The organism is Sphingomonas melonis DAPP-PG 224 (genome assembly GCF_000379045.1).
Taxonomy (GTDB): Bacteria; Pseudomonadota; Alphaproteobacteria; order Sphingomonadales; family Sphingomonadaceae; genus Sphingomonas; species Sphingomonas aquatilis.
On sequence record NZ_KB900605.1, the window covers coordinates 1,398,731 to 1,423,827 of the forward strand.

At 67.9% G+C, this 25,097-nt stretch carries 30 protein-coding genes; 10 read left to right on the forward strand and 20 right to left on the reverse strand.

Annotation, left to right across the window (positions count from 1 at the left end; all coding sequences use genetic code 11):
- Positions 1-64: 64 nt before the first annotated feature.
- The 10 genes from SPHME3_RS0106985 to SPHME3_RS0107030 form a co-directional block, all read right to left on the reverse strand.
- Positions 65-253: a hypothetical protein gene (locus SPHME3_RS0106985; RefSeq protein ID WP_017979936.1), complete on the reverse strand. Its 189-nt coding sequence runs from the start codon at positions 251-253 to the stop codon at positions 65-67.
- 2 nt (positions 254-255) lie between these two features.
- Complete coding sequence (tgt, locus tag SPHME3_RS0106990) at positions 256-1,392, reverse strand: tRNA guanosine(34) transglycosylase Tgt (protein WP_017979935.1); 1,137 nt, start codon at positions 1,390-1,392, stop codon at positions 256-258.
- Between the two features lie 43 nt (positions 1,393-1,435).
- A complete protein-coding gene (locus SPHME3_RS0106995) occupies positions 1,436-1,885 on the reverse strand; it encodes an EF-hand domain-containing protein (protein ID WP_017979934.1) in 450 nt (149 codons plus the stop codon).
- A 40-nt stretch (positions 1,886-1,925) separates the two neighbouring features.
- Positions 1,926-2,960, reverse strand: a complete 1,035-nt coding sequence (gene queA / locus SPHME3_RS0107000) for a tRNA preQ1(34) S-adenosylmethionine ribosyltransferase-isomerase QueA (protein WP_017979933.1) — start codon at positions 2,958-2,960, stop codon at positions 1,926-1,928.
- The gene (locus tag SPHME3_RS0107005; protein WP_017979932.1) at positions 2,957-3,694 is read right to left on the reverse strand and encodes a peptidylprolyl isomerase; all 738 of its coding nucleotides are present in this window, start codon (positions 3,692-3,694) and stop codon (positions 2,957-2,959) included. The genes queA and SPHME3_RS0107005 overlap by 4 nt, the downstream gene beginning before the upstream one ends.
- A 228-nt stretch (positions 3,695-3,922) precedes the next feature.
- Positions 3,923-4,429 carry a pantetheine-phosphate adenylyltransferase gene (gene coaD, locus SPHME3_RS0107010; protein ID WP_017979931.1) on the reverse strand — a complete coding sequence of 169 codons (507 nt, stop codon included), beginning with the start codon at positions 4,427-4,429 and terminating at the stop codon, positions 3,923-3,925.
- Between the two features lie 45 nt (positions 4,430-4,474).
- Positions 4,475-5,377, reverse strand: coding sequence for a polyprenyl synthetase family protein (locus tag SPHME3_RS0107015; RefSeq protein WP_017979930.1), 903 nt, complete (start codon positions 5,375-5,377; stop codon positions 4,475-4,477).
- Positions 5,378-5,381: 4 nt separating this feature from the next.
- Positions 5,382-5,621 (reverse strand): exodeoxyribonuclease VII small subunit, encoded by a 240-nt coding sequence (locus tag SPHME3_RS0107020; protein ID WP_017979929.1) that lies wholly within the window; start codon positions 5,619-5,621, stop codon positions 5,382-5,384.
- Between the two features lie 67 nt (positions 5,622-5,688).
- Positions 5,689-6,804 (reverse strand): DNA polymerase III subunit beta, encoded by a 1,116-nt coding sequence (gene dnaN / locus SPHME3_RS0107025; protein ID WP_017979928.1) that lies wholly within the window; start codon positions 6,802-6,804, stop codon positions 5,689-5,691.
- A 198-nt stretch (positions 6,805-7,002) separates the two neighbouring features.
- A complete protein-coding gene (locus SPHME3_RS0107030) occupies positions 7,003-7,608 on the reverse strand; it encodes an outer membrane protein (RefSeq protein ID WP_017979927.1) in 606 nt (201 codons plus the stop codon).
- Between the two features lie 136 nt (positions 7,609-7,744).
- Here SPHME3_RS0107030 and SPHME3_RS0107035 point away from each other — a divergent pair, with 136 nt between their 5' ends.
- The 5 genes from SPHME3_RS0107035 to SPHME3_RS0107055 all read left to right on the forward strand — a co-directional run bounded on the left by SPHME3_RS0107035 (position 7,745) and on the right by SPHME3_RS0107055 (position 11,485).
- Positions 7,745-8,392 (forward strand): histidine phosphatase family protein, encoded by a 648-nt coding sequence (locus tag SPHME3_RS0107035; RefSeq protein ID WP_017979926.1) that lies wholly within the window; start codon positions 7,745-7,747, stop codon positions 8,390-8,392.
- Complete coding sequence (locus tag SPHME3_RS0107040; RefSeq protein ID WP_017979925.1) at positions 8,389-8,865, forward strand: invasion associated locus B family protein; 477 nt, start codon at positions 8,389-8,391, stop codon at positions 8,863-8,865. Before SPHME3_RS0107035 ends, SPHME3_RS0107040 begins: the two co-directional genes overlap by 4 nt.
- Before the next feature lie 23 nt (positions 8,866-8,888).
- On the forward strand, positions 8,889-10,127 hold the full coding sequence (rlmN, locus tag SPHME3_RS0107045) for a 23S rRNA (adenine(2503)-C(2))-methyltransferase RlmN (RefSeq protein ID WP_017979924.1): 1,239 nt from the start codon (positions 8,889-8,891) through the stop codon (positions 10,125-10,127).
- A gap of 66 nt (positions 10,128-10,193) precedes the next feature.
- Entirely contained in the window at positions 10,194-10,643 is a 450-nt protein-coding gene (locus SPHME3_RS0107050; protein ID WP_033374148.1) for a membrane protein, read from the forward strand.
- 68 nt (positions 10,644-10,711) lie between these two features.
- A complete protein-coding gene (locus SPHME3_RS0107055; RefSeq protein WP_017979922.1) occupies positions 10,712-11,485 on the forward strand; it encodes a hypothetical protein in 774 nt (257 codons plus the stop codon).
- Here the strand turns inward: SPHME3_RS0107055 and SPHME3_RS0107060 are convergent, their stop codons facing one another.
- Positions 11,486-12,376, reverse strand: coding sequence for a prephenate dehydratase (locus tag SPHME3_RS0107060; RefSeq protein ID WP_017979921.1), 891 nt, complete (start codon positions 12,374-12,376; stop codon positions 11,486-11,488).
- Between the two features lie 114 nt (positions 12,377-12,490).
- Between SPHME3_RS0107060 and SPHME3_RS0107065 the strand changes: the two genes are divergently transcribed.
- On the forward strand, positions 12,491-13,195 hold the full coding sequence (locus SPHME3_RS0107065; protein ID WP_017979920.1) for a c-type cytochrome: 705 nt from the start codon (positions 12,491-12,493) through the stop codon (positions 13,193-13,195).
- A gap of 281 nt (positions 13,196-13,476) precedes the next feature.
- On the opposite strand, the gene SPHME3_RS0107070 is transcribed toward SPHME3_RS0107065, so the two are convergent.
- From SPHME3_RS0107070 to SPHME3_RS0107090, 5 genes are all read right to left on the reverse strand, one after another.
- Positions 13,477-14,352, reverse strand: coding sequence for an LOG family protein (locus SPHME3_RS0107070; RefSeq protein ID WP_017979919.1), 876 nt, complete (start codon positions 14,350-14,352; stop codon positions 13,477-13,479).
- Positions 14,353-14,391: 39 nt separating this feature from the next.
- A complete protein-coding gene (locus tag SPHME3_RS0107075) occupies positions 14,392-15,018 on the reverse strand; it encodes an extensin family protein (protein WP_017979918.1) in 627 nt (208 codons plus the stop codon).
- A 98-nt stretch (positions 15,019-15,116) separates the two neighbouring features.
- Positions 15,117-15,275 carry a hypothetical protein gene (locus tag SPHME3_RS21300; protein ID WP_017979917.1) on the reverse strand — a complete coding sequence of 53 codons (159 nt, stop codon included), beginning with the start codon at positions 15,273-15,275 and terminating at the stop codon, positions 15,117-15,119.
- Positions 15,276-15,740, reverse strand: a complete 465-nt coding sequence (locus SPHME3_RS0107085) for a DUF4328 domain-containing protein (RefSeq protein ID WP_017979916.1) — start codon at positions 15,738-15,740, stop codon at positions 15,276-15,278.
- An 86-nt stretch (positions 15,741-15,826) separates the two neighbouring features.
- Positions 15,827-16,480 (reverse strand): DUF4328 domain-containing protein, encoded by a 654-nt coding sequence (locus SPHME3_RS0107090; protein ID WP_017979915.1) that lies wholly within the window; start codon positions 16,478-16,480, stop codon positions 15,827-15,829.
- A gap of 168 nt (positions 16,481-16,648) precedes the next feature.
- Here SPHME3_RS0107090 and SPHME3_RS0107095 point away from each other — a divergent pair, with 168 nt between their 5' ends.
- The 4 genes from SPHME3_RS0107095 to SPHME3_RS0107110 all read left to right on the forward strand — a co-directional run bounded on the left by SPHME3_RS0107095 (position 16,649) and on the right by SPHME3_RS0107110 (position 22,148).
- Positions 16,649-17,806: a phosphoserine transaminase gene (locus SPHME3_RS0107095; protein WP_017979914.1), complete on the forward strand. Its 1,158-nt coding sequence runs from the start codon at positions 16,649-16,651 to the stop codon at positions 17,804-17,806.
- Between the two features lie 117 nt (positions 17,807-17,923).
- Positions 17,924-19,501, forward strand: coding sequence for a phosphoglycerate dehydrogenase (serA, locus tag SPHME3_RS0107100; protein WP_017979913.1), 1,578 nt, complete (start codon positions 17,924-17,926; stop codon positions 19,499-19,501).
- A 68-nt stretch (positions 19,502-19,569) separates the two neighbouring features.
- On the forward strand, positions 19,570-20,670 hold the full coding sequence (locus tag SPHME3_RS0107105; RefSeq protein ID WP_026151845.1) for an ATP phosphoribosyltransferase regulatory subunit: 1,101 nt from the start codon (positions 19,570-19,572) through the stop codon (positions 20,668-20,670).
- A 188-nt stretch (positions 20,671-20,858) separates the two neighbouring features.
- Positions 20,859-22,148 carry an adenylosuccinate synthase gene (locus SPHME3_RS0107110; protein WP_017979911.1) on the forward strand — a complete coding sequence of 430 codons (1,290 nt, stop codon included), beginning with the start codon at positions 20,859-20,861 and terminating at the stop codon, positions 22,146-22,148.
- A gap of 63 nt (positions 22,149-22,211) precedes the next feature.
- Here the strand turns inward: SPHME3_RS0107110 and SPHME3_RS0107115 are convergent, their stop codons facing one another.
- The 4 genes from SPHME3_RS0107115 to fabI all read right to left on the reverse strand — a co-directional run bounded on the left by SPHME3_RS0107115 (position 22,212) and on the right by fabI (position 25,082).
- Entirely contained in the window at positions 22,212-22,637 is a 426-nt protein-coding gene (locus SPHME3_RS0107115) for a hypothetical protein (protein WP_018250643.1), read from the reverse strand.
- Positions 22,638-22,705: 68 nt separating this feature from the next.
- Positions 22,706-23,776, reverse strand: a complete 1,071-nt coding sequence (aroC, locus tag SPHME3_RS0107120; RefSeq protein ID WP_017979909.1) for a chorismate synthase — start codon at positions 23,774-23,776, stop codon at positions 22,706-22,708.
- Positions 23,773-24,291 (reverse strand): GNAT family N-acetyltransferase, encoded by a 519-nt coding sequence (locus SPHME3_RS0107125; RefSeq protein WP_017979908.1) that lies wholly within the window; start codon positions 24,289-24,291, stop codon positions 23,773-23,775. Before SPHME3_RS0107125 ends, aroC begins: the two co-directional genes overlap by 4 nt.
- Positions 24,291-25,082: an enoyl-ACP reductase FabI gene (fabI, locus tag SPHME3_RS0107130; protein ID WP_018250644.1), complete on the reverse strand. Its 792-nt coding sequence runs from the start codon at positions 25,080-25,082 to the stop codon at positions 24,291-24,293. The genes SPHME3_RS0107125 and fabI overlap by 1 nt, the downstream gene beginning before the upstream one ends.
- Positions 25,083-25,097 lie beyond the last annotated feature (15 nt).

Sequence of the window (25,097 nt, forward strand, 5' to 3'; positions counted from 1 at the left end):
CTCCCCGTGTCCATGGATCCCGGCGTGCGCCGGGATGACGGGGCGACAGTCGGGCAGCCGCCCCTTAGTCCTTCTTCTTCCCCGAATTGGCGAACAGCACCGCCGCGGCGACCGCGGCCGATCCGATGCCGACGCCGATGATGCGCATCGGCCAATGGCTCTTGCGGCCCTGCACCTTCGCCTGCGCGGCGGCATCCTGCTGCGCCTTGGCGGCGGCGGCGGCTTCGAGGATCTCGTTGGGCTGATCCGACATACTCACTCTCCCTTGCCCCGTTGATACGCTGCGCGAAAACCATTCGCGAACGAGGTCAGTTCACCAGCCGCAATGGCGGCTCTCAAGTCCGCCATCAAGGCTTCGTAGAACCAGATGTTATGTTCGGTCATCAACATCGCACCGAGAATTTCGCCCGCGCGGACGAGGTGGTGGATATAGGCGCGACTCCATGTCGCACAGACCGGACAGCCGCACGTCGGGTCGAGCGGTGCCTGATCCTCGCCGAACTTCGCATTCCGCAGGTTGATCGGGCCGTTGCGGGTGAACGCCTGGCCGGTCCGCCCCGAGCGCGTCGGCATCACGCAGTCGAACATGTCGATGCCGCGTTCCACCGCGCCGACGATATCGTCGGGTTTGCCGACGCCCATGAGGTAGCGGGGCTTGTCCTGCGACAATTGCCCGGGTGCGAAGTCGAGACAGCCGAACATCGCCTCCTGCCCCTCACCGACCGCGAGGCCGCCGACCGCATAGCCATCGAAGCCGATGTCGATCAGCGCGTCGGCGCTCGCCTTGCGAAGGCCCTCGTCGAGCGCGCCCTGCTGGATGCCGAAGATCGCATTGTTCTCGGCATGCTCGCCACCGCTGTTGAACGCATCGCGGCTGCGCTTCGCCCAGCGCATCGAGCGTTCCATCGCCGCGGCCTGCACCTCGCGCGTCGAGGTGGTCGGAACCAGTTCGTCGAACGCCATCACGATATTGGAGCCCAAAAGCCGCTGGATCTCGATCGATCGCTCCGGGCTGAGCAGGTGGCGCGTGCCGTCGAGGTGGCTCTTGAACGACACGCCCTCTTCGGATCGCTTGGTCAGGTCGGCGAGGCTCATCACCTGATAGCCGCCTGAATCGGTCAGGATCGGCTTGTCCCAGCCCATGAAACCGTGGAGGCCGCCCAGCCGCGCGACCCGTTCCGCGCCCGGACGCAGCATCAAATGATAAGTGTTGCCCAGGATGATGTCGGCGCCCGCGTTGGCGACGTCGGCGGGCTTCATCGCCTTCACGGTGGCGGCAGTGCCGACCGGCATGAAGGCGGGCGTGCGGATGACCCCGCGCTGCATCTGGATCGTGCCGGTGCGGGCGCGGCCGTCGGTGGCGGCGATGGTAAAGGCGAAACGGGAAGACATGTCCTGCGCTTTGGCGAAAGCGATCAGCGGTGTCGAGCCGCCGCTACCGCTTGCGCTTGCCGCCGCGCGGATCCGGGGCGTGGGTCGCCATGCTGCGGATCGTCAAACATTCTTTCCGCGTGACGACGCCGTCCCTGTCGATGTCGAGCCGCGCGAACACCCGCGCCATCGCCGCCTGCAATTCGGCGAGGGTGATGCGATTGTCGCCGTCGCTATCCACTTCGAACGGGCTGGGCAGCGCATTGGGATCGCCCAGCCAGCGCGTCGACCAGTCGGCGAAGTCGATATAGCCGAGCGAGCCGGTGTGAGCGGTGTCGATCGCAGCGAAGCTGCGCGCCACGCCGGCGGCAAGCTCGGCGCGGGTGGTGCGGCCGTCGCCGTCGCTGTCGAACGCGGCGATCGCCATCGCGACCGGCTCGACAACCAGCGTTGCGGGGGGCTGGGCCGGGGCGGCAACAGGCGTCGCCACCTGAAGAAAAAGCGTCAGCAGCATCGGCCGCGATCATGCCAGCGGGCGGCCCCGCGCGCCATCGCTATCCGCGCGTCGGCAGCAGCAGCGAGGCGTCGCCGTAGGAATAGAAACGGTATCCCTCGGCAATGGCATGCGCGTAGGCCGCCTGCATCCGCTCGCGCCCCATCAACGCCGATACCAGCATGAACAGCGTCGATTTGGGCAAATGGAAGTTGGTGAGCAGGCCGTCGATGCCGCGGAAGGTGTAGCCGGGGGTGATGAAGATCGCGGTGTCGCCTTCGAACGGGCGGATCACCTGGTCTTCGCCGCTCGCGCTTTCGATCAGGCGGAGTGAGGTGGTGCCGACCGCGATCACCCGGCCGCCGCGGGCGCGGACCGCGTTCAGGCGGTCGGCGGTGGCGGCGTCGATGCGGCCCCATTCGGCGTGCATCCGGTGGTCGTCGGTGTCGTCCGCCTTGACGGGCAAGAAGGTGCCAGCGCCGACGTGCAGCGTCAGCGTCTCGTGGCCAATGCCGGCGGCATCCAGCGCGGCGATCAGATCGGGCGTGAAATGCAGCGCCGCCGTAGGCGCGGCGACGGCGCCGGGTTCGGCGGCGAACATCGTCTGGTAATCGTCGGCATCGCGCGCATCGGTCGGGCGCTTGGCGGCGATATAGGGCGGCAGCGGCATGCGGCCGGCGCGTTCGAGCAGCAGTTCGACCGGCTCGTCCCCCGCAAAGTCGAGCGCGAGGCTGCCATCCTCGCCGCGATCGGTGGCGATGGCAGTGACTCCCGACCCGAAATCGATGCTGTCGCCGTCGCGCAGGCGGCGCGCGTTGCGAACGAAAGCGCGCCAGCGGCGCGGTCCTTCGCGCTTGTGCAGCGTCGCGCCGATCTTCGCCTCGCCACGTCGCCCTTCGAGTTGCGCGGGGATCACGCGCGTGTCGTTGAACACAAGGCAGTCGCCGGCACGCAATTCGGCCGGCAGGTCGCGGACGATACGGTCGCGGGTCGCATCGCCGTCGAGCACCAGCAGCCTTGCCGAATCGCGCGGCGATGCCGGCCGCAGCGCGATCCGCTCGGCCGGCAGCTCGAAATCGAAAAGCTCGACCCTCACTTGCGGGCAGGCGCCTTCTTGGCGGGTGCCGTCTTGCGGGCCGGGGCGACCGCCTTCTTCGGCGCAGCGGTGCCAGCCGATTCGCCGCCGGGCAGCGTCACCGGCGCGCCGAGCGTCACCGGGGCCGGAGCAGGCGCGGGGGTGTAGGCAGGAGGATTGTCGGCGGCGATATACGCGTGGACGATCTTGGTCGGATCCGCGGGCGGCTCGCCACGCTGGATTGCGTCAACGTATTGCATGCCGTCGATCACCCGGCCGAAGACGGTATATTTCTTGTCGAGGCTGAGCTTCGGCTGGAAGACGATGAAGAACTGGCTGTTCGCGCTGTTCGGATCGTCCGCACGTGCCGCCGACACCGCACCGCGGACGTGGGGCAGATAGTTGAACTCCGACGGCACGTTGGGCAGCGTCGATCCGCCGGTGCCGTCGCCCTTGGGGTCGCCGCCCTGCGCCATGAAGCCGTCGATCACGCGGTGGAAGGCGAGGCCGTCATAGAAATGCTGGCGGGTCAGCGTCTTGATCCGCTCGACCATCTTGGGCGCCACGTCGGGACGCAGCCAGATGGTGACGCGGCCACCGTCCGACAGGTCGAGCAGCCAGAGGTTTTCCTTATCGGTGGTCAGCGGCGGCGTCGCACGCTGGGTGACGTCGTCGGTGCCGGGTGCGCTCTGCGCAAAGGCAGGCGCGGCGAACAGGCACAACAGAAACGCAAACAGACGGGCGAACGGGCGCATGAGATTCCCAACCTAGGTGATGCGGTGCGGCTTAGAGCAAATCGCAGGTTGCACCAAACTGAACATCGTGGCGGCAATGGGGCGGGCGGGTGCCTCACTCTTTCGTCACCCCGGACTGGTTCCGGGGTCCACTCTGCGGCGAGGGGGATGGTTGGAGGCTCTTGCCATTCCCCCGCGGTCCGGTGGACCCCGGAACGAGTCCGGGGTGACGGGGAGGGGAAGGGGGCGTCAGCTGCCCCGGCGGCCTAGCTTTTCGACCCGTGCCACCACTTCCTCGCACACGGTCGGCGTGACGAAGCGCTGGATCGGCCCGCCAAACATCGCGATTTCCTTGACCAGACGGCTGGCGATCGGCTGCAGCGCGACGTCGGCCATCAGGAAGACGGTTTCGACGCGCGGATTGATCTGCTGGTTCATGCCCGCCATCTGATATTCATACTCGAAATCGGCGACGGCGCGCAGGCCGCGGACGATGACTTTCGCGCCCTCGCGCTCGGCGAAGTCCATCAGCAGCGAATCGAAGGCAACGACGTCGATCGATCCGGCGATCCCCTCCACCTCGCGGCGGACGATCGCCATCCGCTCGTCGAGGCTGAACATGGGGGACTTGGAGGGGTTGGTGGTCACGCCGATCACCAGCCGGTCGACCAGCTTGGCGCCACGGCGGATGATGTCCATGTGCCCCAAAGTGATGGGGTCGAAGGTGCCCGGATAGACGCCGATCCGCTCGCTCATGTCCGCCCCCTGTGTTCGATCATTATAGTGTTGGATGAATGTCGGTCAGCGATCCCGCTCGACGACGTAGCGCGCAATCGCGCGGAGCACATCGGCCTCAGGCCCGAAACCATGCAGGTGCGCGATCGCCTGGTCGACCAGCATGCGGCATTGGTCGCGCGCGCGGTCGACGCCGAGCAGCGACAGGAACGTCTCCTTGCCGGCCGCACCGTCCTTGCGCAGCGCCTTGCCGACCACCGCCTCGTCGCCCTCGGCGTCGAGCAGGTCGTCGGCGATCTGGAAGGCGAGGCCCAGGTCGTGCGCATAGCCGCGCAAGCTGCGGCGTCCCTCTGGCGGAACGCGGCCCAGGATTGCGCCCATTTCCACCGACACGCCGATCAGCGCACCGGTCTTCATCTGCTGAAGCCGGGTGACGGTGGCGAGGTCGAACGTCATGCGTTCGGCGACCAAGTCCATCATCTGCCCGCCCGCCATGCCCGACGGGCCGGAGGCGCGCGCCAGTTCCATCACCAGTTCGGCGCGAACGAAGGGGTCGGCATGCGTCTCGGGATCGGCGAGCACTTCGAAGGCGAGGGCGTGCAGGCAGTCGCCCGCCAGGATCGCGGTCGCCTCGTCGAACGCCTTGTGGACCGTCGGCTTGCCGCGGCGCATGTCGTCGTCGTCCATCGCAGGCAGATCGTCATGGATCAGCGAATAAACGTGGATCGCCTCGACCGCCATCGCGACCTCGCCCGCGCAGTCGCGGTCGACGCCGAACAGGTCGGCGGTCGCGCACAGCAGCAGGGGGCGCAGTCGCTTGCCGCCACCGATCGCGGCATGGCGCATAGCCTTGTAGAGGTCGGCGCGCGGATCGTCGGGTACAGTGAGCAGCCGGTCGAAGCGTGCGTCGATATCCGCAGCGACGGCGGCGAGCGCCTGTTCGAGCGAGGGCGCGGTCGCGCTGGTCATCGGATCAGCCGGCTGCAAAGGGGCGGGTGCCGGCAGCCTTGCCCTCGGCATCCAGGCGGATCGCCTCGATCCGGGCCTGGGCTGCGTCGAGGCGATCGGCGCAGCGCTGGCGCAGCCGATCGCCGCGTTCGTAAAGCTGGATCGATTCGTCGAGCGTCGCTTCACCGCTTTCGAGGCGGCTGACGATGCGTTCCAGTTCCTTCAAAGCATCTTCGAACGACAGGGTTTCGATCGGCGTATCCATGCGCGTCGCTATGGGGCAGCAGCGGGACGCACGCAAGGATGCGCGCAGACCCCGCCGCTTAGCCGAATCAGACGCGCATCGGCATGAGCACGTAGAGTGCGGGCGCCTTGTCGTTTTCGCGGATCAGCGTCGGGGCGGCGGCATCGTTGAGATGCACTTCCACCACATCGCCATCGATCTGGCCGAGGATGTCGAGCAGATAGCGGCTGTTGAAGCCGATTTCGAACGGCATCGCGGCATAATCGCCCGGCACCTCTTCGGCGGCGGTGCCGTTTTCGGGGCTGGTGACCGACAAAGTGATCTTGTCGCGATCAAGCGCCATCTTCACCGCGCGCGTCTTTTCGGTCGCGATGGTCGACACGCGGTCGACGCCCTCCATGAAGCTCTTGGGATCGAGCTTCAGGATCTTGTCGTTCGCGGTCGGGATGACGCGGCTGTAATCCGGGAACGTGCCGTCAATCAGCTTGCTGGTCAGGATGGCATTGCCGAGGTCGAAGCGGATCTTGGTGCCCGACAGCGAGACGCCGACCGAGCCGTCGATCTCGTCGAGCAGCTTGCGCAGTTCACCGACGCACTTTCGCGGCACGATCACGTCGGGCATGCCCGCAGCGCCCTCGGGGCGCGGCAGCGTGACGCGGGCCAGGCGGTGGCCGTCGGTGGCGGCCGCCTTCAGCGTCGGCTCCGATGCTTCGTCCTGGACGTGCAGGAAGATGCCGTTGAGGTAATAGCGCGTCTCTTCGGTCGAGATGGCGAAGCGCGTCTTGTCGATGATCTGCTTCAGCGTGTCCGCCGGAATTTCGAACTGCGTCGGCAGCTCGCCCTCGGCGATCACGGGAAAGTCGTCGCGCGGCAGCGTGCCAAGGCTGAAGCGCGCGCGGCCGGCGACGATCGTCATGCGGCCTTCGGCGGCGGTCAGCTGCACCTGCGCGCCTTCGGGCAGCTTACGCGCGATGTCGAACAGGGTGTGTGCCGACACGGTGGTCGAACCCGGCTGGTCGACCGCGGCCTGCACCGATTCGTTGATCTGCAAATCGAGGTCCGTCGCCATCAGCCGCAGCTGGCCCTCGGCCGTCGCCTCGAGCAGCACGTTCGACAGGATCGGAATGGTGTTGCGCCGCTCCACGACGGACTGGACATGGCTCAGTCCCTTGAGGAGCGTTGCACGTTCGATCGTCGCCTTCATGGATATCCCCCGTCCCCCGAGTCCGGGGCGTGTTCCTCATCAGTCCTACCCACGAAAAAGGGGTCGGAGCAAGCACTCCGACCCCTCGGGCGATTCCGGTTAACAGCCGGTTAGCGGATTGGCCGCAAATCCGGTGCCGTCCTGCCCCTGATCCGTCACCCCGGCCGAAGAGCCGGGGTGGCGGGAGAGGGCTGACCGTCAGAAGCGCATGCCGACGCCGGCAACAAGCTGGTGGCGATCGACGTCGATATTGTAGCGGCCGACCGAATTGTCGGCCTTGCCGTAGTTCGAGTAGCGATATTCGCCCTTGATATAGGTGTTCGCGCCGATCTGATGCTCCAGGCCCGCGCCGAGGCGGAAGCCGTCGAGATCGGTGTGATCGCGCGTCTCGGTCGTCCCTTGCGTGTAGCGGGTGTCGACGCGGGCGTTGGTATAGCCGCCCTTGGCATAAGCGAGCGTGGTCGGGTTGAGCGGCACGCCGACGCGCGCGCCGAGATAGACGTCGCGGCCCATGCCGACGCGGAAACGATCGCCGGTGTTGATCAGATTGTCAGTGCGCGTGTCGGTGGTCGATCCGGTCAGCTCGCCCTCGGCGCCGACGACGAGATTGTTGAGCTGCACGTCATAGCCGACCGCGCCGCCGTAGACGAAGCCGTCGCTGGTGTCGTGGCCGTCCTTCAGCGCGTCATAGCCGGCGACGCCTTCGATGCGCAGGCCGGTAAAGGGGGCGCCAGTGGTGGTCTGCGCGAACGCGGGGGCGGCGAGGGCGGTGGTGGCCACCGCGGCGAGAATCAGGTTACGCATAAGCTACTCCGTATGACGGGCGCCCCGAACGCTGGGGCGCGATGGGTCAATGGCCCAGACGGAACGGCGTTGCATGAACCTCAGCTAAACACGGAAAACCGTTGCTTTTACGCCACAGCAATCCGAGACAGCGGGGATGACGTCCACCATTGTGCCGGTCCGCAAGGGCCGCGACTTTATCGCGCGACATGGCGAAACCGTGTTCAATGCCGCCCGACGGTTGCAGGGCGATGCCCCGCATACGCCGCTGACCCGCGCGGGCTTTGCGCAGGCCGATGAGATGGGGCGGGCGCTGCGCGATACGCTGGGGGCGGCGCCGGCGCTGACCTTGTGGGCCTCGCCGACAGGCCGCGCGTTGCAGACGCTGGCGGTGATCGCCGAGCGTCTGGAACTCGACTGGCATGGCGCGCATCATGACGCGCGGCTGGTGGAAATCGGCATGGGGCGCTGGGGCGGGCGCTATTATGCCGATGTCGTTGGGGAGGTGGGGCCGGTGATCACCCCCGAGGGCCTGCTGCGTCCCGCCCCCGATGGCGAGGATTATGAGGCGATTGCGGCGCGCGTGACCGCATGGCTGGAAGCGACCGCGGACGATCCCGGCGACCGGCTGGTGATCATGCACGGCATTTCCAGCCGGGTGCTGCGGGGTGTCATGACGGGTCTGCCCGATCACCCCGAATGGCGCGCGCCGATCGCCGACGGCCTGGCGCAAGGATCGCTGGTGATGATCGAAGGCGGCGTCGAAACGCTCGTACACCGCGGTACGGGCCACGCCCCCGCGTGAGGCTGGGGGCGGTCCTGCTGCTGGCGATGGCGGTCGCGGGGCCCGCGGCGGCACGCGAGACGCTGGGCGTCTACAAGGGCTGGGGCGCGTTCCGTGATGCGGCGCCGCACCGCTGCTATGCCATCGCTCGGCCGGTGACGGCGGGGGGACGCAGCGCGGGCTGGGCGAGCGTCGCGAGCTGGCCGGGCCGCGGCCTCAGCGCCTCGCTCCACATCCGCCTGTCGCGGGAGCGCGACCGCTCCGCCCCCGTCACGCTGACCATCGGCGAGCGCCGGTTCGAACTCGCCGCGGGCGGGCTCGACGCCTGGGCGACCGATGCACCCAGCGACCGCGCGATCGTCGCCGCCTTGCGCTCGGGCCGCAGCATGAGCGTCGAGGCGGTGGGCGGCGGGGGGCGCCCCTTCGCCGACGTCTACTCGCTCGCCGGTGCCGCCACCGCCATCGATGCGGCGACCCTGGGCTGCGTCGGATAGCCCGTCCCGGCGGCGGGATGGAAATGGACGCGGTTTTCCGCTATAGGCCCGCGATGCTCGACAGCGTTGCGCCCCCCATGCCCATTCCGGGCCATATCGATCCTGTGCCCGTGCCGCGCGCGAAGACGCTGCGCGAGGATGGTCGGATCGACCTCATCGGCCTCGGCAAGGACGAACTCCGCCAGACACTGCTCGACGCCGGCATGGAGCCGCGGCAGGCGAAGCTGCGCGCCAAGCAGATCTGGCACTGGCTGTACAATCGCGGCGCGACCGAGTTTTCGGCGATGACCGATATCGCCAAGGCGCAGCATCCCTGGCTGGAGCAGCGTTTCGTCATCGGCCGGCCGGAGGTGGTCGAGGCGCAGGTGTCGACCGACGGCACGCGTAAATGGCTGCTGCGCTCGCCCGACGGGCAGGATTATGAGGCGGTGTTCATCCCCGATGCCGATCGCGGGACGCTGTGCGTGTCGAGCCAGGTCGGCTGCACGCTCAACTGCCGTTTCTGCCATACCGGCACGATGCGTCTCGTCCGCAACCTGACCGCGGGCGAGATCGTCGGGCAGGTGATGCTGGCGCGCGACGCGCTGGGCGAATGGCCGAGCCAGCCCGAGGGGCGGATGCTCACCAACATCGTGATGATGGGCATGGGCGAGCCGCTGTATAACTTTGATAGCGTCCGCGATGCGCTGAAGCTGGTGATGGACGGCGACGGCCTGGCGCTGTCGAAGCGCCGCATCACGCTCAGCACCAGCGGCGTCGTGCCGATGATGGCGCGCGCGGGCGAAGAGATCGGCGTCAACCTCGCCGTGTCGCTGCATGCCGTGACCAAGGAGGTGCGCGACGAGATCGTGCCGCTCAACAAGAAATACGGCATCGAGGAGTTGTTGCAGGCGTGCGCCGACTATCCCGGCGCCAACAACGCGCGCCGCATCACGTTCGAATATGTGATGCTGAAGGACAAGAACGATTCGGATGCGGAAGCGCACGAGCTCGTCCGCCTGCTGCGCAAGTACAAGCTGCCCGCCAAGGTCAATCTGATCCCGTTCAACCCCTGGCCGGGTGCGCCGTACGATACGTCGACGCCGGAGCGGGTGCGTCGGTTCAGCGACATCATCTTCGAAGCGGGCATCTCGGCGCCGGTGCGTACCCCGCGCGGCCGGGACATCGACGCCGCCTGCGGCCAGTTGAAGACCGCCGCGGAGAAGAAGAGCCGCGCGCAAATGGATCGCGAGGCCGAGGAAAAGATGGCGGCGCTCGGCTGAGCCCCGGGCAACCCGTTGGCGTAGCGCGGGTTATGACCCGGGCAACGCCATTATGGGATGTCCTTCATGCTACGCTCTTTCCTGATCGGCCTCGTCGCGGGCCAGCGCGGCATGACGCCGCTGGCGGTGGTCGCTGGTGCGGCGCGGCGGGGGACGCTGTCGGCCGAGATGCCGGGCACTCGCCTGTTGGCGCATCCGGTCGGCGCCGGGGGCGCGGTTGCGATGGCGGCGGCGGAGATGACGGGGGACAAGATGGCGACCGCCCCCGACCGCACGATCCCGCCGGGCCTGATCGCCCGCGCGATGAGCGCCGGATTTGCGGGGGCAGCGCTTGCGGAGCGGCGGCGCGTGACGAGCGCGCTCGTCGCCGCCACGACCGCGGTGGCCGCGGCCTATGCGGGTCTCGCGCTGCGGCGCTATGGCATGCGGCGCTGGGGACAGACCGCGACCGGCTTCGTCGAGGATGCCGCCGTGCTGGCCGGCGGTATCGCCATCGCGCGTCTGCCCGCGCGCTGAGGCCTTTTCGTTTGCCGAGCGGCCGGCCCATTGCGGCCGTCATCGCCGCGCGCTAGGCGCCGCCTTCGATGCGGTCCTATCAGCCATCGTCGGACCGTCGTCGAGCGCTGTCGCTGGCGCTGACCATTGCCGCGCACCTGCTGCTCGTCTGGCTGCTGATCCATCTGGCTCCCGTGTTCGACGTGCAGAAGGAGCCGGGCCGCTCGCTCACCGTCAACATGCTGCCGATTGGGGATAATCAGTCGACTGCGACGAAAAGTGCGAAGGCGCCTGCGCGCGCCGCGCGGGCGAGCCGGCGCACCGCGCCCGAACCGCCCGCCGCACCCCGGACGCCCGCCGACGACACGCCGGTGCCGCCCCCGGTCGAGACGCCGTTCCCCGGCTATCTGGTGCTCAGCCGGAACGATTTTCGCGCGTCCGACGTCGGCAAGATGCCCTCGACCCGATCGGGCGGCAGCGCCGGCAAACAGCTGGCCGCGGCGGACGGTCAGGGTGACGGCGACGCGGGCGAGACGAGCGCGTCGGCGGGCATCGGCCCCGGCGGCCAGCGGCTCTATGCCGCCGAATGGTATGTGCGGCCCAGCGCATCGCAGACCGGCCCGTACATGCCGCGCGAGCTGCCGGCGGGATCGTGGGGCGAGATCGCGTGCAAGACCGCCCCCAATTACCGTGTCGAGGACTGCGTCCAGCTGGGCGATTCGCGCCCCGGCCTGGGGCTGGCCCGCGCGCTGCGCGAGGCGGCGTGGCAGTTCAAGGTCCGTCCGCCGCGGATCAACGGCAAGCCGCAGATCGGTGCGTGGGTGCGCATCCACTATGATATCGTCGATCGCGATCCGGGCTGATCAGCCCCGCGCCCGCGCCCGGCGATAGGTGCCGAGCACGCGCACCCATTTGGAATGGAAACCCAGTTCCTCCAGCGCGCGGTCGACCGCGGGGTCGCCCGGCTTCCCCTCGATATCGCAGAAGAATTCGGTCGCCACGAACTGGCCGCCGCGCTGATAGCTTTCCAGTTTGGTCATGTTGACGCCATTGGTCGCGAAGCCGCCCATCGCCTTGTAGAGCGCGGCGGGGATATTCTTTACCTCGAAGATCAGCGTCGTCATCCACGGGCCCTCGCCGACCGGCAGCTTGCCGCCCCGCGCCAGCACGACGAAGCGCGTCGTATTATGTTCGGCATCGGCGATATCGACGCCCAGCAGGTTGAGGCCATAGATCGCCGCCGCGCCCGGCGGGGCAAGCGCCGCGATCGCCGGATCGCCCAGCTCGGCCACGTAGGCGGCGGCACCAGCGGTGTCGGGATAGGCGGCCTGCGCGATGCCGTGCGCCTTCAGCCAGTGACGGCATTGGCCCAGCGCCTGCGGGTGGCTCATCGCCTCGCGCACCTGGTCGCGCGTGCCGGGTCCCATCAAGGCGTGGCGGATCGACAGGAAATGCTCGCCGGTGATGACCAGCCCCGATTCCGGCAGCAGGAAATGCATGTCGGCGACGCGGCCGTGCAGCGAGTTTTCGATCGGGATCACCGCACAATCGGCACGCCCGTCGCGCACCGCGTCGATCGCATCTTCGAAGCTGAAACAGGGCAAAGGCAGGCCGCCGGGAAAGGATTCGGTGACGGCGACATGGCTGTTCGCGCCCGGCGCGCCCTGAAAGGCGACGGCGCGTTCCGGCTCGGCGGCGGCGGCGGCGGTCATCGCGGCGACGATCGGGCGGGCGGGGGCGGCGTAGGTCTCCATGGGGCCGCGGGCCTAGTGGCGTGGGCCGCGACCGGCAAGCGATGCTTGCGGACGGCCCGCGGCTTTCCTATGGGTTCGCTGCGCAAAGTATAAAACAGGGGCAGCGTTAGGCAGATGGATAACCGCACCAATACGATCGCCGGGTGGACGCTGGCAGCCTGCGGGCTCGCGCTCGGTCTGTCGATCGTCGGCGGCATGGCCTTCCACAGCGAGCGCCCCGAAAAGATGGGCTATGCGATCGAGGGCGTCGAGGAAGCCGGTGGCGGCGGCGAGGCCGCTGCGGTGCCGATCGCGACACTGCTGCCGACCGCCGATGTCGCCAAGGGCGCCGAAGTCTTCAAGAAGTGCGCCGCCTGCCACACCGTCAACCAGGGCGGGGCGAACGGCATCGGCCCGAACCTCTACGCGACGCTCGGCGAACCGATCGGCCAGGGCAAGGGCGGCTTCGCCTTCTCCGACGCGCTGAAGGGCGTCGGCGGCAATTGGGACTTTGACAAGATGAACGCGTGGCTGACCAGCCCGCGCAAGTTCGCGCCGGGCACGAAGATGACCTTCGCCGGCCTCGGCAATGCGCAGGATCGCGCCAACGTCATCGCCTATCTGAACAGCCAGGGTTCGAACCTGCCGCTGCCGGCGGCACCGGCCGCGGGCGCTGCGCCGGCGAAGGAAGGCGCGGAAAAGCCTGCGACCAACGCCGCCAAGGATTCGATCACCAACACCGACGCCGCGAACAACCTCGGCAACACCGGCACGCCCGCATCGGGCGCACCGTCGGTCGATCCCAATGCCGCCAAGGAAGGCGCGAAGGCGGGGAAGTAAGCCGCATCTTTGGGCTAAAAGTCTGCCGAAAGCGATCCGTCACCCCGGACTGGTTCCGGGGGCCACCATGCCGCGAGGGGGCGGCAAGACCCGGTTACCCATCACCCGTCACCCCGGCCTTGAGCCGGGGTCCCGCTTCGCCTCCGGCAGCAACGCAGGCTTACGTGACGTCCAAAGCGGGACCCCGGGTCAAGCCCGGGGTGACGGTGGGTAGCGGAAGTCGAAGGGAAACGGGTACTCCGTCAGATGGCGCGTTGCCGCACTGACAGGCGCGCCCCCGCTCAGCCTTCCTGCTTGGCCTGTTCTTCGTAGAACGCCCGCACGACGTCCCACGCCTCTTCGGCGGTTTCGACATAGGTGAAGATGCCGAGATCGCGCTGGCTGACGACGCCTTCGTCGACCAGCGCCTGGAAGTTCACCACCTTTTCCCAGAATTCGCGGCCGAACAGCAGCACGGGGATCGGCTTGATCTTGCCGGTCTGGATCAGCGTCAGCAGTTCGAACAGTTCGTCGAACGTGCCGAACCCGCCGGGGAAGGCGGCCAGCGCGCGGGCGCGGAGCAGGAAGTGCATCTTGCGCAGCGCGAAATAGTGGAACTGGAAGCTTAGCGACGGCGTGACATAGGGATTGGGCGCCTGTTCGTGCGGCAGGACGATGTTGAGGCCGATCGATTCGGCGCCGACATCAGTCGCGCCGCGGTTGGCTGCTTCCATGATCGACGGGCCGCCCCCGGAGCAGACGACGAACTGGCGCATCCCCTTCTGGTCGCGCGGCACGCGGCTGGCGATCTGCGCGAGTTCGCGTGCGACCTCATAATAGCGGCTCTTGTCGACCAGCCGCTGCGCGATCGCGCGGCTGGTGTCGTCGGTGGCAAGCTCCAGCATCGCCTGCGCCTTGGCGGGCTCCGGAATGCGCGCCGAGCCGTACATGACGAAGGTGGAGGCAATCTTTGCCTCTTCCAGCAGCAGCTCGGGCTTCAGCAGTTCGAGCTGGAAGCGGACGGGGCGCAGATCCTCGCGCAGCAGGAAGTCCATGTCCTGAAAGGCGAGCTTGTAGGCGGGGTGCTCGGTCTGCGGCGTCGAGATCGCCTGTTGGGCGGAGGCGGCATCCTGGCTGGCGCGGGGGAAGACCCGCTCGGGTACGCGTGTATCGGTCATCCGAGGGAAGTAGAGCAAAGCTTCGGCCCGCTCAACGGCCTATCGGCACAGGCCGGCATGATCGTCTTCCAGGTGCAGATGGTTGCGGTGCGCGGCGTTATAAGCCGGCGACAGGACCGTGCCGAACCGCCGGCAAGCCGAGGCGTGGATCGTCGTCAGGAAGCGCTGCACCGCCGGGTCCGGCGAGGTCCAGTCATTGAGGATCGAGACGCGCCGCCCGTCTTTCAGCGTGACGCCGCCGATGTCGATCGCGTTGGCGATCGCGTGGCCGGAGCGGCGATTGCCGTGCGCCGTGCCGACGACGTTGCGGCAGGCATAGCTGCCCATGCTCTGCACGCTCGCGAGTTCGCTGCCCAGGATCTGGTAAGCGGCGGGGGCCACCGCATTGCGTACCCAGGCTGAAAAAGCGCGTGCCTCGCCGCAGCGGACCGCGCCCAGGCCGGGGACGGGCACGCCGATTTCGACCAGCTGCACCGCGCCCGACAGGCCGCAGCCGTTGCCGTAATCCTTGTCCGGCAGCACGCGATAGGCGACATTCATGGCGCGCAAGTCGGCGAGGCATTGCGCGGTCTCGCGAATCGACGGGGTCGCGATCGACGCGCGGGGTGCGCGCGCCGGCGCAGGCGCAGGCCGCTCGCGGCTGCCGCAACCGGCGAGCGCAAGCAAGGCGGCCGCCGTCCAAACCCTGTTTACCGCAATACGCACATGCCCCCCAGTCCCAGCCCGGGGACGTTCGGCGATCGGCACGCTCGGCGATAGGGGGGTTACGACAACCGGTGCCGCTGGAGCGACGACAGCTCGGTCATCAGCTTCACCAGCAGGATCGCGAGCGGGACGTCGATGGCGAGGCCGAGCACATACAGCCAATTGGCCTCGATCGCGGTGGCGACGTCCTTCGCCGCCATCGTCGCGCGGAAGGTCACCTAGCCGAACACGTTGGTCGCGAGCCACAGACCCCACCAGACGCGCATCCAATAGGGCGTGGTCACCGCCTCCGGATCGTCGGGTGACACGGTCGCCGCCCAGCTCTCGCGCACGCCGACGAACGGCTTCCATAGCGTCGCGATCGGCACGAAGAACCAGCCGACGTTCCAGCCGGGCGAAATGGTCATGGTTTCGCTCCACTGATGCGCGTTGCGGTTGACCAGGAAAATCCAGCGCAGGACGGCGACACCGCTGAGGAGAAACATCAGCATGAACACGCCGCCGGTCACCGCCGCAATATCGTCGGAGAGTTCGATGGCGGCATGATCGCGCATCGGGCCGCCGAACCCGCCGAGGGCGTTGATCTGCCACAGGCTGGCCAGCGCGATGGCGATATCGCTGGCCAGCCAGAGCCAGACGAGGATGGTGGCGCGGCGCGCGGGGCGTTTAGGGTCGGTCGTCATGACGGCTCCTATCGGCAATGTGTCCGATTCGAACATTCTCCGATCGAGGGTGCCCTGTCGAGGGGCTTTCCCGGCGATGGCCGGGATCAGCGCGCGGTCGTGCCCCGTTGCGTCAGCAGCGCGGCCTGTCGCGCCGAAACCTGCCTGACAATCCGCACCAGCAGGATGACGAGCGGTACGTCGATCGCGAGCAGCACCACGTCCGCCCAGCGTGCGGCCGCGAGGTGCGACGCACGGTGCGCCTCATCCATCAGCGGTCCGCCGATCGGTCCGAACAGATTGGCGAGCAGCCACAACCCCCACCACCAGCGCAGCAGCGCTGGCACCGGCACCGGCACCGTGTCGGGCGCGACCGGATCGACGCTCGTCCGCCAGATTTCGACCATGCCGCGAAACGGGCGCCACAGGTTGAGCACGGGAAGAAAGAATCGTCCGACCGCCCAGCCCGGCGACACCGCGATCCGGTCGCTCAGTGCATGCGCACGGACGGCGGCGCGATACACCCAGCGCAGGACCATCACGATCGTGACGAGATGGACCAGGATCGCGACCAAGCCGATCGCCTCGCCGACCGGTGCCGCTTGGGCAAGACGGTCGGGTGAGGGCGTGCCGCCGAAGGCCGCCACGCTGTTCAGGGCAAAGACGGCATAGGCCGCGACCGCGGCCTGACAGGCCAGCCATATCCATAGCCACGCCACGGTCGCCTTCGCGCCTGTCTTCGGCGCTGCCGCAATGTCCATGGCCTCATCCCCCTTCGCACTGTCAGGTTAGTATCGTGCAGCCCGCGCAAATGGTCGATCCGAACTTTTGCGCGCCTTTTGAGTTGCCAGCGTCGGCACGTGCCACTAGGGCCGTCGGCGGGCCACGCCGTCCCAACGCGGCGCGCGCTCTCTGTGAGGAGAGATACATTGACGGATACCGCCACCGCACCCGACGTTACGGGTGCGACCAAGCCGACCACCAAGCCGGCACGCCCCTTCTTCAGCTCCGGTCCCTGTGCCAAGCCTCCGGGCTGGGATGCGTCGAAGCTCGCTACCGATTCGCTCGGCCGTTCGCATCGCTCAAAGATCGGCAAGCAGCGCCTGCAATATTGCATCGACCTGATGCGCGAGCTGCTTAACCTGCCGGACACGCACCGCATCGGCATCGTGCCGGGCAGCGACACGGGCGCGTTCGAGATGGCGATGTGGACGATGCTGGGCGCGCGACCCGTGACCGCGCTCGCGTGGGAAAGCTTCGGTGAAGGCTGGGTGACGGATGCCGTCAAGCAGCTCAAGATCGACCCCACCGTCATCCGCGCCGATTATGGCCAGCTGCCCGACCTCGGCCAGATCGACTGGACGAACGACGTGCTGTTCACCTGGAACGGCACCACCAGCGGCGTCCGCGTGCCGAACGCGGACTTTATCCCGGAAACCCGCGAGGGCCTGTCCTTCGCCGACGCGACCAGCGGCGTGTTCGCTTATGATATCGACTGGTCGAAGATCGATGTCGCGACGTTCAGCTGGCAGAAGGTGCTGGGTGGCGAGGGCGGTCATGGCGTCCTGATCCTCGGCCCTCGCGCGGTCGAGCGGCTGGAAAGCTACACGCCCGCCTGGCCTTTGCCCAAGGTGTTCCGCCTGGTGTCGAAGGGCAAGCTGACCGAGGGGATCTTCAAGGGCGAGACGATCAACACGCCGTCGATGCTGGCGGTGGAGGATTGCATCGCCAGCCTCGAATGGGCGAAGTCGCTGGGCGCGGGCGGGCTGATCGCGCGATCGGACGCCAATGCCGCGGCGCTCGACCGGATCGTCGAGACACGCGATTGGCTGGGCCATCTTGCCGCCGACCCGGCATCGCGGTCGAAGACCAGCGTGTGCCTGACCGTGGAGGGCGCCGACGAGGCGTTCATCAAGGCGATGGCCGGCGCGCTGGAAAAGGAAGGCGCCGCCTTCGACGTCGCCGGATATCGCGATGCCCCGCCGGGCCTGCGCATCTGGTGCGGCGCGACGGTCGATACAGCGGATATCGAGGCGCTCGGTCCCTGGCTCGACTGGGCGTACGCGACCGCCAAGGCTGCGGCTTAATCCTCATTGTCACCCCGGGCTTGACCCGGGGTCCCGCTTCTTCCCGCTGCCCGCTGCAATTAAGCGGGACCCCGGCTCAAGGCCGGGGTGACGGCGTATCTCTTCAAGGACACTCTTATGCCCAAAGTCCTCATCAGCGACAAAATGGACCCCAAGGCCGCGCAGATCTTTCGCGAGCGCGGCGTCGAGGTCGACGAGATCACCGGCAAGACGCCGGACGAACTGAAGGCGATCATCGGCCAGTATGACGGCCTCGCCATCCGCAGCTCGACCAAGGTCACCAAGGATATCCTCGAGCACGCGACCAACCTTAAGGTCGTCGGCCGCGCCGGCATCGGCGTCGACAATGTCGATATCCCCGCGGCGAGCGCCAAGGGCGTCGTGGTGATGAACACGCCGTTCGGCAATTCGATCACCACCGCCGAACATGCCATTGCGCTGATGTTCGCGCTCGCACGCCAACTGCCCGAGGCGGATGCCTCGACGCAGGCGGGCAAGTGGGAAAAGAACCGCTTCATGGGCGTCGAGCTGACCGCGAAGACGCTGGGCCTGATCGGTGCCGGCAATATCGGCAGCATCGTCGCCGACCGCGCGCGTGGCCTGAAGATGAAGGTCGTGGCGTTCGATCCGTTCCTGACGCCGGAACGTGCGATCGAGATGGGCGTCGAGAAGGTGACGCTCGACGAATTGCTCGCCCGCGCCGACTTCATCACGCTGCACACGCCGCTGACCGACCAGACGCGCAACATCCTGTCGGCGGAAAACCTCGCCAAGACCAAGAAGGGCGTGCGCATCATCAATTGTGCGCGCGGCGGCCTGATCGACGAGGCGGCGCTGAAGGCGGGGCTCGATTCGGGCCATATCGCCGGCGCCGCGCTCGACGTGTTCGTAGAGGAGCCGGCCAAGGCATCGCCGCTGTTCGGCACGCCGAACTTCGTCAGCACGCCGCACCTCGGCGCATCGACCACCGAAGCGCAGGTCAATGTCGCGATTCAGGTCGCCGAGCAGATGGCCGACTTCCTGGTGTCGGGCGGCGTCACCAACGCGCTCAACATGCCGAGCCTGTCGGCCGAGGAAGCGCCGAAGCTGAAGCCCTATATGGCGCTTGCAGAGAAGCTGGGTTCGCTCGTCGGCCAGCTCACCACCGGTGCGATCAGCCGCATCTCGGTGCATACCGAAGGCGCGGCGGCAGACCTGAATGCCAAGCCGATCGTCAGTGCGGTGCTCGCCGGGTTCCTGCGCAACCAGACCGACACGGTGAACATGGTCAACGCACCGCTGCTCGCCCGTGATCGCGGTGTCGAGGTGCGTGAGGTGCGGACCGAGCGCGAGGGCGATTACCACACGCTGCTGCGCGTGTCGGTGAAGACCGCGGACGGCGAACGCTCGGTCGCGGGCACGCTGTTCGGCGATCAGGCGCCGCGCCTGGTCGAGCTGTTCGGCATCAAGGTGGAGGCCGATCTGGCCGGCCCGATGCTCTACGTCGTCAACGAGGACGCGCCGGGCTTCATCGGCCGTCTCGGCACGACGCTGGGCGAGGCGGGCGTCAACATCGGCACCTTCCACCTCGGCCGCCGTTCGGCAGGCGGTGAGGCGGTCCTGCTGCTGTCGGTCGACGAAGCGGTGAGCGCGGACCTGCTCGCGAAGGTGAAGGCGCTGCCCGGCGTGAAGACCGCAATGGGCTTGGCGTTCTGATGATGGGCCGGGCAGCGCCGCGATACGGCGTTGCCCGGTCCCGCGGCTGGCGATAGGGCGGCGTGATCATGACTCCCCTGCTTCCCGAAGGTTTTCGCGACCGCCTGCCGCCCCATGCCGATGCCGCCGCGGCGATCGAGGCGCGCGCGCTGGAGGCGGCGCGCCTCTATGGTTACGAGCGCGCCGATCCGCCCTTGGTGGAATATGCCGATGCGTTGGGATCGCGGTTGAAGGACGGCGCGCTGACCGATGCGGTGCGCTACGTCGATCCCGTGTCGCAGCGAACGCTCGCGATCCGGCCGGACGTGACCGCACAGATCGCGCGCATCGCGGCAACGCGGATGGGGCATCATCCCCGGCCCGTGCGCCTGTCCTATGCCGGCCCCGTGCTGAAGCTGCGCAGTCCCGAACTCGCGCCGGCGCGCGAATGGCGGCAGATCGGCTGCGAGCTGATCGGCCTCGATTCGATTCCCGCGGCGCAGGAAGTGGTGGCGGTCGCGGTGTCGGCGCTGACCGCGGCGGGGGCGAGCGGGCTGTCGATCGACTTCACCTTGCCCGATCTGGTCGATACGCTGGCCGCCGGGCCGTTCCCGGTCGCGGCGGACAAGATCGACACGTTACGCGATCGGCTGGACGCCAAGGATGCTGGCGCGGTGGCGGCGCTGGCACCCGACTATCTGCCGCTGGTCGAGGCGGCGGGGCCGTTCGCATCGGCACTGGAGCGACTGCGCGCGTTCGATCGTGATGGCGTGCTGGCGAGCCGGCTTGACGGCCTCGCCGCGATTGCCGCCGGGCTTGGGGAGGGCGTCGCGCTGACGCTCGACCCGACCGAGCGGCATGGCTTCGAATATCAGACGTGGCTGGGGTTCTCGCTGTTCATCGCCGGGGCGCCGCGCGAGGTGGGCCGCGGCGGGACCTATACCGTGATGCACGAAGGCGGGGCGGAAGAAGCGGCCACGGGCTTCTCGCTCTACGCCGACGCAATTCTGGCGACCGCCGGCCCGGTCGAGCGCCGCCGCCTCTTCCTGCCCTTCGGCACGCCGGCCGACGCGGGTGCGGCGATGCGCGCGGCCGGCTGGGTGACGGTGGCGGCGTTGGAGGCGAACGATACGCCCGAGGCGCAGCTGGCGACGCATGTGTACGCAGACGGTACGGCGCGGGCGCTCTAGTTCCGACGATCGTTTCGTTCTCGTCCTTGCCCTCTGCCAGCCCAGCAGGGTGAAGGTGATCCACCACTACCCGGTTGACCCGCCGTCCGCATCCCGGTAGCTGCGCCCTCGCATTTCAGGACCATCCGTTGCGCCGAGTCCTGTCGAAGGGCGCAAGGGATCACGCCGGCAGGCGGAGACCTGTATCCATGGCCAACGTAGCAGTCATCGGCGCGCAATGGGGCGACGAGGGCAAGGGCAAGATCGTCGACTGGCTCGCCGAGCGTGCCGACATGGTCGTGCGCTTTCAGGGTGGCCATAATGCCGGCCACACGCTCGTCGTCGGCGAGAACGTCTACAAATTGTCGCTGCTGCCCTCGGGCATCGTGCGCGGCACGCCGTCGGTGATCGGCAATGGCGTGGTGCTCGACCCCTGGGCGCTGAAGGCCGAGATCGAGCGGCTGGGCGAGCAGGGCGTATCGGCGACGCCGGAGACGCTGCGCATCGCGGATACCTGTGCGCTGATCCTGCCGCTGCACCGCGATCTCGACGGGCTGCGGGAGGATGCCTCGGGCGCGGGTAAGATCGGCACCACGCGCCGCGGCATCGGTCCGGCCTATGAGGACAAGGTCGGTCGCCGCGCGATCCGCGTGTGCGATCTGGCGCATCTCGACGATCTGGGGCCGCAGCTCGACCGGCTGCTGGCGCATCACGACGCGCTTCGGGCCGGGTTCGGTGCGGCGCCGATCGACCGGGCGGGGCTGCTCGAGGAACTGCGCGCGATCGCAGGCTTCGTCCTCCCCTTCGCCAAGCCGGTGTGGCGCGACCTCAACGAGGCGCGCGGGCGGGGCAAGCGCATCCTGTTCGAAGGCGCGCAGGGCGTGCTGCTCGACGTCGATCACGGCACCTATCCGTTCGTTACCTCGTCGAACACGATCGCAGGCACCGCGGCGGGCGGTTCGGGATTGGGGCCGGCCGCGGTCGGCTTCGTGCTCGGCATCGCCAAGGCCTATACGACGCGCGTCGGATCGGGGCCGTTCCCGACCGAGCTGGACGACGAGACCGGCGAGCGGTTGGGGCAGCGCGGCCATGAATTTGGCACCGTTACGGGGCGCAAGCGGCGCTGCGGGTGGATCGACACGGTTTTGCTGCGCCAGTCGGCGGCGGTCGGCGGCATTACCGGGATCGCGCTGACAAAGATCGACGTGCTCGACGGGTTCGAGACGGTGAAAATCTGCACCGGCTATCGCCTGAATGGCGCGGAGCTCGACTATTTTCCGGCGCATGCCGCGGATCAGGCGAATGTCGAGCCGATCTACGAAGAGATGGAAGGCTGGCAGGAGTCGACCGCCGGCGCGCGCAGCTGGGCAGACCTGCCGGCACAGGCGATCAAGTATATCCGCCGCGTCGAGGAACTGATCCGCTGCCCGGTCGCGCTGGTGTCGACCAGCCCCGAGCGGGAGGACACGATCCTGGTCCGCGATCCCTTCGCCGACTGACGACATAGAAAAAGGGCCGGGTGGCCAAGCCACCCGGCCTTTTTTTAAGGCATTCGCCAAAGATTACGGGGTCGGCGTGGTGGTGCCGGTGGTGCCACCCATGGTGCCGCCCATCGTACCCGTGGTCGACGTACCGCCCATGGTGCCGGTCGTACCGGTGCCGCCCATCGTACCGGTGGTGCTACCCGTGCCGGTGCCGGTCATGCCGCCCATCGTGTCGGTCGTGCCCGGGGCGGGGGTGGTGGTCGTCGTCGAATTCGTCGTGCCGGTCGTGCTGCCGTTCATACCGGCGGTGCCGCTACGGCCACGCTTCATCGACTTGGACGAACGGCTCTGCGTCGTCGTGGTGGTGGTGCTCTGGTCGGTCGGCGACGTGGTCGTCGTCTGGCCACCCATGGAGCCGGTGGTCGAACCGCCCATCGTAGTCTGGGCGAAAGCGGCGGTCGGGATCAGCATGGCAGCTGCCATGATCGGAAGGACCTTACGCATTGTTCTCTCCTGCAAAAATTGCTTGACCCCAACGGGTTAGCATGGAGAGTGTTCCGCCCTTCGCGGCCTCAGCCGCCCGTCTGGCCCCGGTGAAGCAACGCTTGGTCGGCTAAAACCAATGCCGTCATCGCCTCGACGACGGGCACGCCGCGGATGCCGACGCAGGGGTCGTGGCGGCCTTTCGTGGCGATTTGCGTCTCCTCGCCGGTGCGCGTGATCGTGTCGACGGGGGTCAGGATCGAACTGGTCGGCTTGAACGCGACGCGCAAGGTAATCGGCTGGCCGGTCGCGATGCCGCCCGCAATACCGCCCGCATGATTGGCAAGGAAGCGGGGGCCGGTATTGCCGGCGCGCATCGGGTCTGCATTCTGTTCGCCGGTCAGCGCGGCGGCGGCGAAGCCGTCCCCGATCTCGAAGCCCTTCACCGCATTGATGCTCATACAGGCCGACGCGAGTTCGCTGTCCAGCTTGGCATAGAGCGGTGCGCCCCAGCCGGCCGGCACACCCGTCGCCTCGCACGCGACGACCGCGCCGACGGACGAGCCGGCCTTGCGCGCCGCATCGACGATCGCTTCCCAGCGGGCGGCGGCGGCAGCGTCGGGACAGAAGAAGGGGTTGGCGTCGATCTGCGCATCGTCGAATGCGGCGTAATCGATCCGGTCGCCGCCGATCGCCTCGACCCAGGCGCGGATTTTGACCTGCGGGATCACTGCGCGCGCCACCGCGCCCGCCGCGACCCGGCTCGCCGTCTCGCGCGCCGACGACCGCCCGCCACCGCGGTAATCGCGAAAGCCGTATTTGGCGTCATAGGCGTAATCGGCATGGCCGGGGCGATAGGCGAGCGCGACCTCGGAATAATCCTTCGAGCGCTGGTCGACATTCTCGATCATGAGGCTGATCGGCGTGCCGGTCGTCTTGCCCTCGAACACGCCGGACAGGATGCGCACCTGATCGGGCTCGCGCCGCTGCGTGGTGAAGCGGCTGGTGCCCGGGCGGCGCTTGTCGAGCCATGGCTGGATGTCGGTCTCGCTCAAGGCGATCCCCGGCGGGCACCCATCGACGACCGCGCCGATCGCCGGACCGTGGCTTTCGCCCCAAGTGGTGAAGCGGAACAGATGGCCGAAGCTGTTGATGCTCATTCCGATGCCCCCAGTCGCGCAAAGGCGGGTGCATGCGCCGCCTCGCCCCGCACGCCGCACGGGATCAGTCCGCCCTGCAGCGGCAGCGCCATGAAATAGTCGCCCGCATAGGGCGACGCGAACCCGTTCGCGACATCGGTGGCGAAGCCGAAGCGGTTGTAGAAGGCCGGTTCGCCGAGCGCGAAGCAGAGCACGATACCCGCCGCCTCCAGCTGCTCGACCCCGGCGGCGACCAACGCCTCTGCCACGCCCTGCCGCCGCCATTCCGGCGTGACGGCGAGCGGGGCCAGCGCGACCGCGGCAACGGACTTGCCGCCGACGTCGACCCGCATCCGGCTGAACGCGACGAGCCCGGCGAGCGCACCGTCGATCTCGGCGACGAGGACGAGCACCATGTCGCCCTCCACGCACAGGTCGCGGACCAGCGTCGCCTCGTCGGGCGCCGGGAAACAGTCGCGCAGCAGCGCGTCGATCGCGGCGACGTCGCGGCCGGCGGCGGGGCGGATCGTCGGCATCACGCCAGCGCGATGTCGGGCGCGTCCTCTGCCTTCATGCCGATGACGTTATAGCCGGCGTCGACATGGTGGATTTCGCCGGTGACGCCCGCCGACAGGTCGGACAGCATGTAGACGCCCGCGCCGCCGACATCCTCGATCGTCACGGTGCGACGCAGTGGGCTGTTCAGCTCGTTCCACTTCAGGATGTAGTTGAAGTCGCCGATGCCGCGCGCCGCCAGTGTCTGGATCGGGCCGGCCGAGATGGCGTTGACGCGGATGTTTTCCGGGCCGAGGTCGACCGCCAGATACTTCACGCTTGTCTCCAGCGCGGCTTTGGCGACGCCCATGACGTTGTAATGCGGAATGACCTTTTCCGCGCCGTAATACGTAAGCGTCAGGATCGACCCGCCCTGCGGCATCATCGCGCGCGCACGCTGCGCGACGGCGACCAGCGAATAGGCCGAAATGTGCATGGTCATCAGGAAGTTGTCGAGCGTGGTGTCGTAGAACTTGCCGCGCAGCTGCGACTTGTCGGAAAAGCCGATCGCATGGACGACGAAGTCGATCGTCGGCCATTCCTGCGCCAGCGCCGCGAAGGTCGCATCCAGTGCCGCCATGTCCGACACGTCGCAGTCGAACAGGCGGGCGACGCCGAGCTGTTCGGCGAGCGGGCGTACGCGCTTTTCCATCGCGGCGCCCTGATAGGAAAAGGCAAGTTCCGCGCCCTGCTGCGACAATTGCTTGGCAATGCCCCAGGCCAGCGACTTGTCGTTGGCGAGGCCCATGATCAGCCCCCGCTTGCCTGCCATCAAACCCGTCACGCG

What these genes read in the sequence shown, in the direction of transcription:
- SPHME3_RS0106985 (WP_017979936.1), bottom strand. Translation starts at nt 253, where the DNA reads ATGTCGGATCAGCCCAACGAGATCCTCGAAGCCGCCGCCGCCGCCAAG.
- tgt (WP_017979935.1), bottom strand. Translation starts at nt 1,392, where the DNA reads ATGTCTTCCCGTTTCGCCTTTACCATCGCCGCCACCGACGGCCGCGCC.
- SPHME3_RS0106995 (WP_017979934.1), bottom strand. Translation starts at nt 1,885, where the DNA reads ATGCTGCTGACGCTTTTTCTTCAGGTGGCGACGCCTGTTGCCGCCCCG.
- SPHME3_RS0107005 (WP_017979932.1), bottom strand. Translation starts at nt 3,694, where the DNA reads ATGCGCCCGTTCGCCCGTCTGTTTGCGTTTCTGTTGTGCCTGTTCGCC.
- coaD (WP_017979931.1), bottom strand. Translation starts at nt 4,429, where the DNA reads ATGAGCGAGCGGATCGGCGTCTATCCGGGCACCTTCGACCCCATCACT.
- SPHME3_RS0107015 (WP_017979930.1), bottom strand. Translation starts at nt 5,377, where the DNA reads ATGACCAGCGCGACCGCGCCCTCGCTCGAACAGGCGCTCGCCGCCGTC.
- SPHME3_RS0107020 (WP_017979929.1), bottom strand. Translation starts at nt 5,621, where the DNA reads ATGGATACGCCGATCGAAACCCTGTCGTTCGAAGATGCTTTGAAGGAA.
- dnaN (WP_017979928.1), bottom strand. Translation starts at nt 6,804, where the DNA reads ATGAAGGCGACGATCGAACGTGCAACGCTCCTCAAGGGACTGAGCCAT.
- SPHME3_RS0107030 (WP_017979927.1), bottom strand. Translation starts at nt 7,608, where the DNA reads ATGCGTAACCTGATTCTCGCCGCGGTGGCCACCACCGCCCTCGCCGCC.
- SPHME3_RS0107035 (WP_017979926.1), top strand. Translation starts at nt 7,745, where the DNA reads ATGACGTCCACCATTGTGCCGGTCCGCAAGGGCCGCGACTTTATCGCG.
- rlmN (WP_017979924.1), top strand. Translation starts at nt 8,889, where the DNA reads ATGGACGCGGTTTTCCGCTATAGGCCCGCGATGCTCGACAGCGTTGCG.
- SPHME3_RS0107050 (WP_033374148.1), top strand. Translation starts at nt 10,194, where the DNA reads ATGCTACGCTCTTTCCTGATCGGCCTCGTCGCGGGCCAGCGCGGCATG.
- SPHME3_RS0107055 (WP_017979922.1), top strand. Translation starts at nt 10,712, where the DNA reads ATGCGGTCCTATCAGCCATCGTCGGACCGTCGTCGAGCGCTGTCGCTG.
- SPHME3_RS0107060 (WP_017979921.1), bottom strand. Translation starts at nt 12,376, where the DNA reads ATGGAGACCTACGCCGCCCCCGCCCGCCCGATCGTCGCCGCGATGACC.
- SPHME3_RS0107065 (WP_017979920.1), top strand. Translation starts at nt 12,491, where the DNA reads ATGGATAACCGCACCAATACGATCGCCGGGTGGACGCTGGCAGCCTGC.
- SPHME3_RS0107070 (WP_017979919.1), bottom strand. Translation starts at nt 14,352, where the DNA reads ATGACCGATACACGCGTACCCGAGCGGGTCTTCCCCCGCGCCAGCCAG.
- SPHME3_RS0107085 (WP_017979916.1), bottom strand. Translation starts at nt 15,740, where the DNA reads ATGACGACCGACCCTAAACGCCCCGCGCGCCGCGCCACCATCCTCGTC.
- SPHME3_RS0107090 (WP_017979915.1), bottom strand. Translation starts at nt 16,480, where the DNA reads ATGGACATTGCGGCAGCGCCGAAGACAGGCGCGAAGGCGACCGTGGCG.
- serA (WP_017979913.1), top strand. Translation starts at nt 17,924, where the DNA reads ATGCCCAAAGTCCTCATCAGCGACAAAATGGACCCCAAGGCCGCGCAG.
- SPHME3_RS0107105 (WP_026151845.1), top strand. Translation starts at nt 19,570, where the DNA reads ATGACTCCCCTGCTTCCCGAAGGTTTTCGCGACCGCCTGCCGCCCCAT.
- SPHME3_RS0107110 (WP_017979911.1), top strand. Translation starts at nt 20,859, where the DNA reads ATGGCCAACGTAGCAGTCATCGGCGCGCAATGGGGCGACGAGGGCAAG.
- SPHME3_RS0107115 (WP_018250643.1), bottom strand. Translation starts at nt 22,637, where the DNA reads ATGCGTAAGGTCCTTCCGATCATGGCAGCTGCCATGCTGATCCCGACC.
- aroC (WP_017979909.1), bottom strand. Translation starts at nt 23,776, where the DNA reads ATGAGCATCAACAGCTTCGGCCATCTGTTCCGCTTCACCACTTGGGGC.
- SPHME3_RS0107125 (WP_017979908.1), bottom strand. Translation starts at nt 24,291, where the DNA reads ATGCCGACGATCCGCCCCGCCGCCGGCCGCGACGTCGCCGCGATCGAC.
- fabI (WP_018250644.1), bottom strand. Translation starts at nt 25,082, where the DNA reads ATGGCAGGCAAGCGGGGGCTGATCATGGGCCTCGCCAACGACAAGTCG.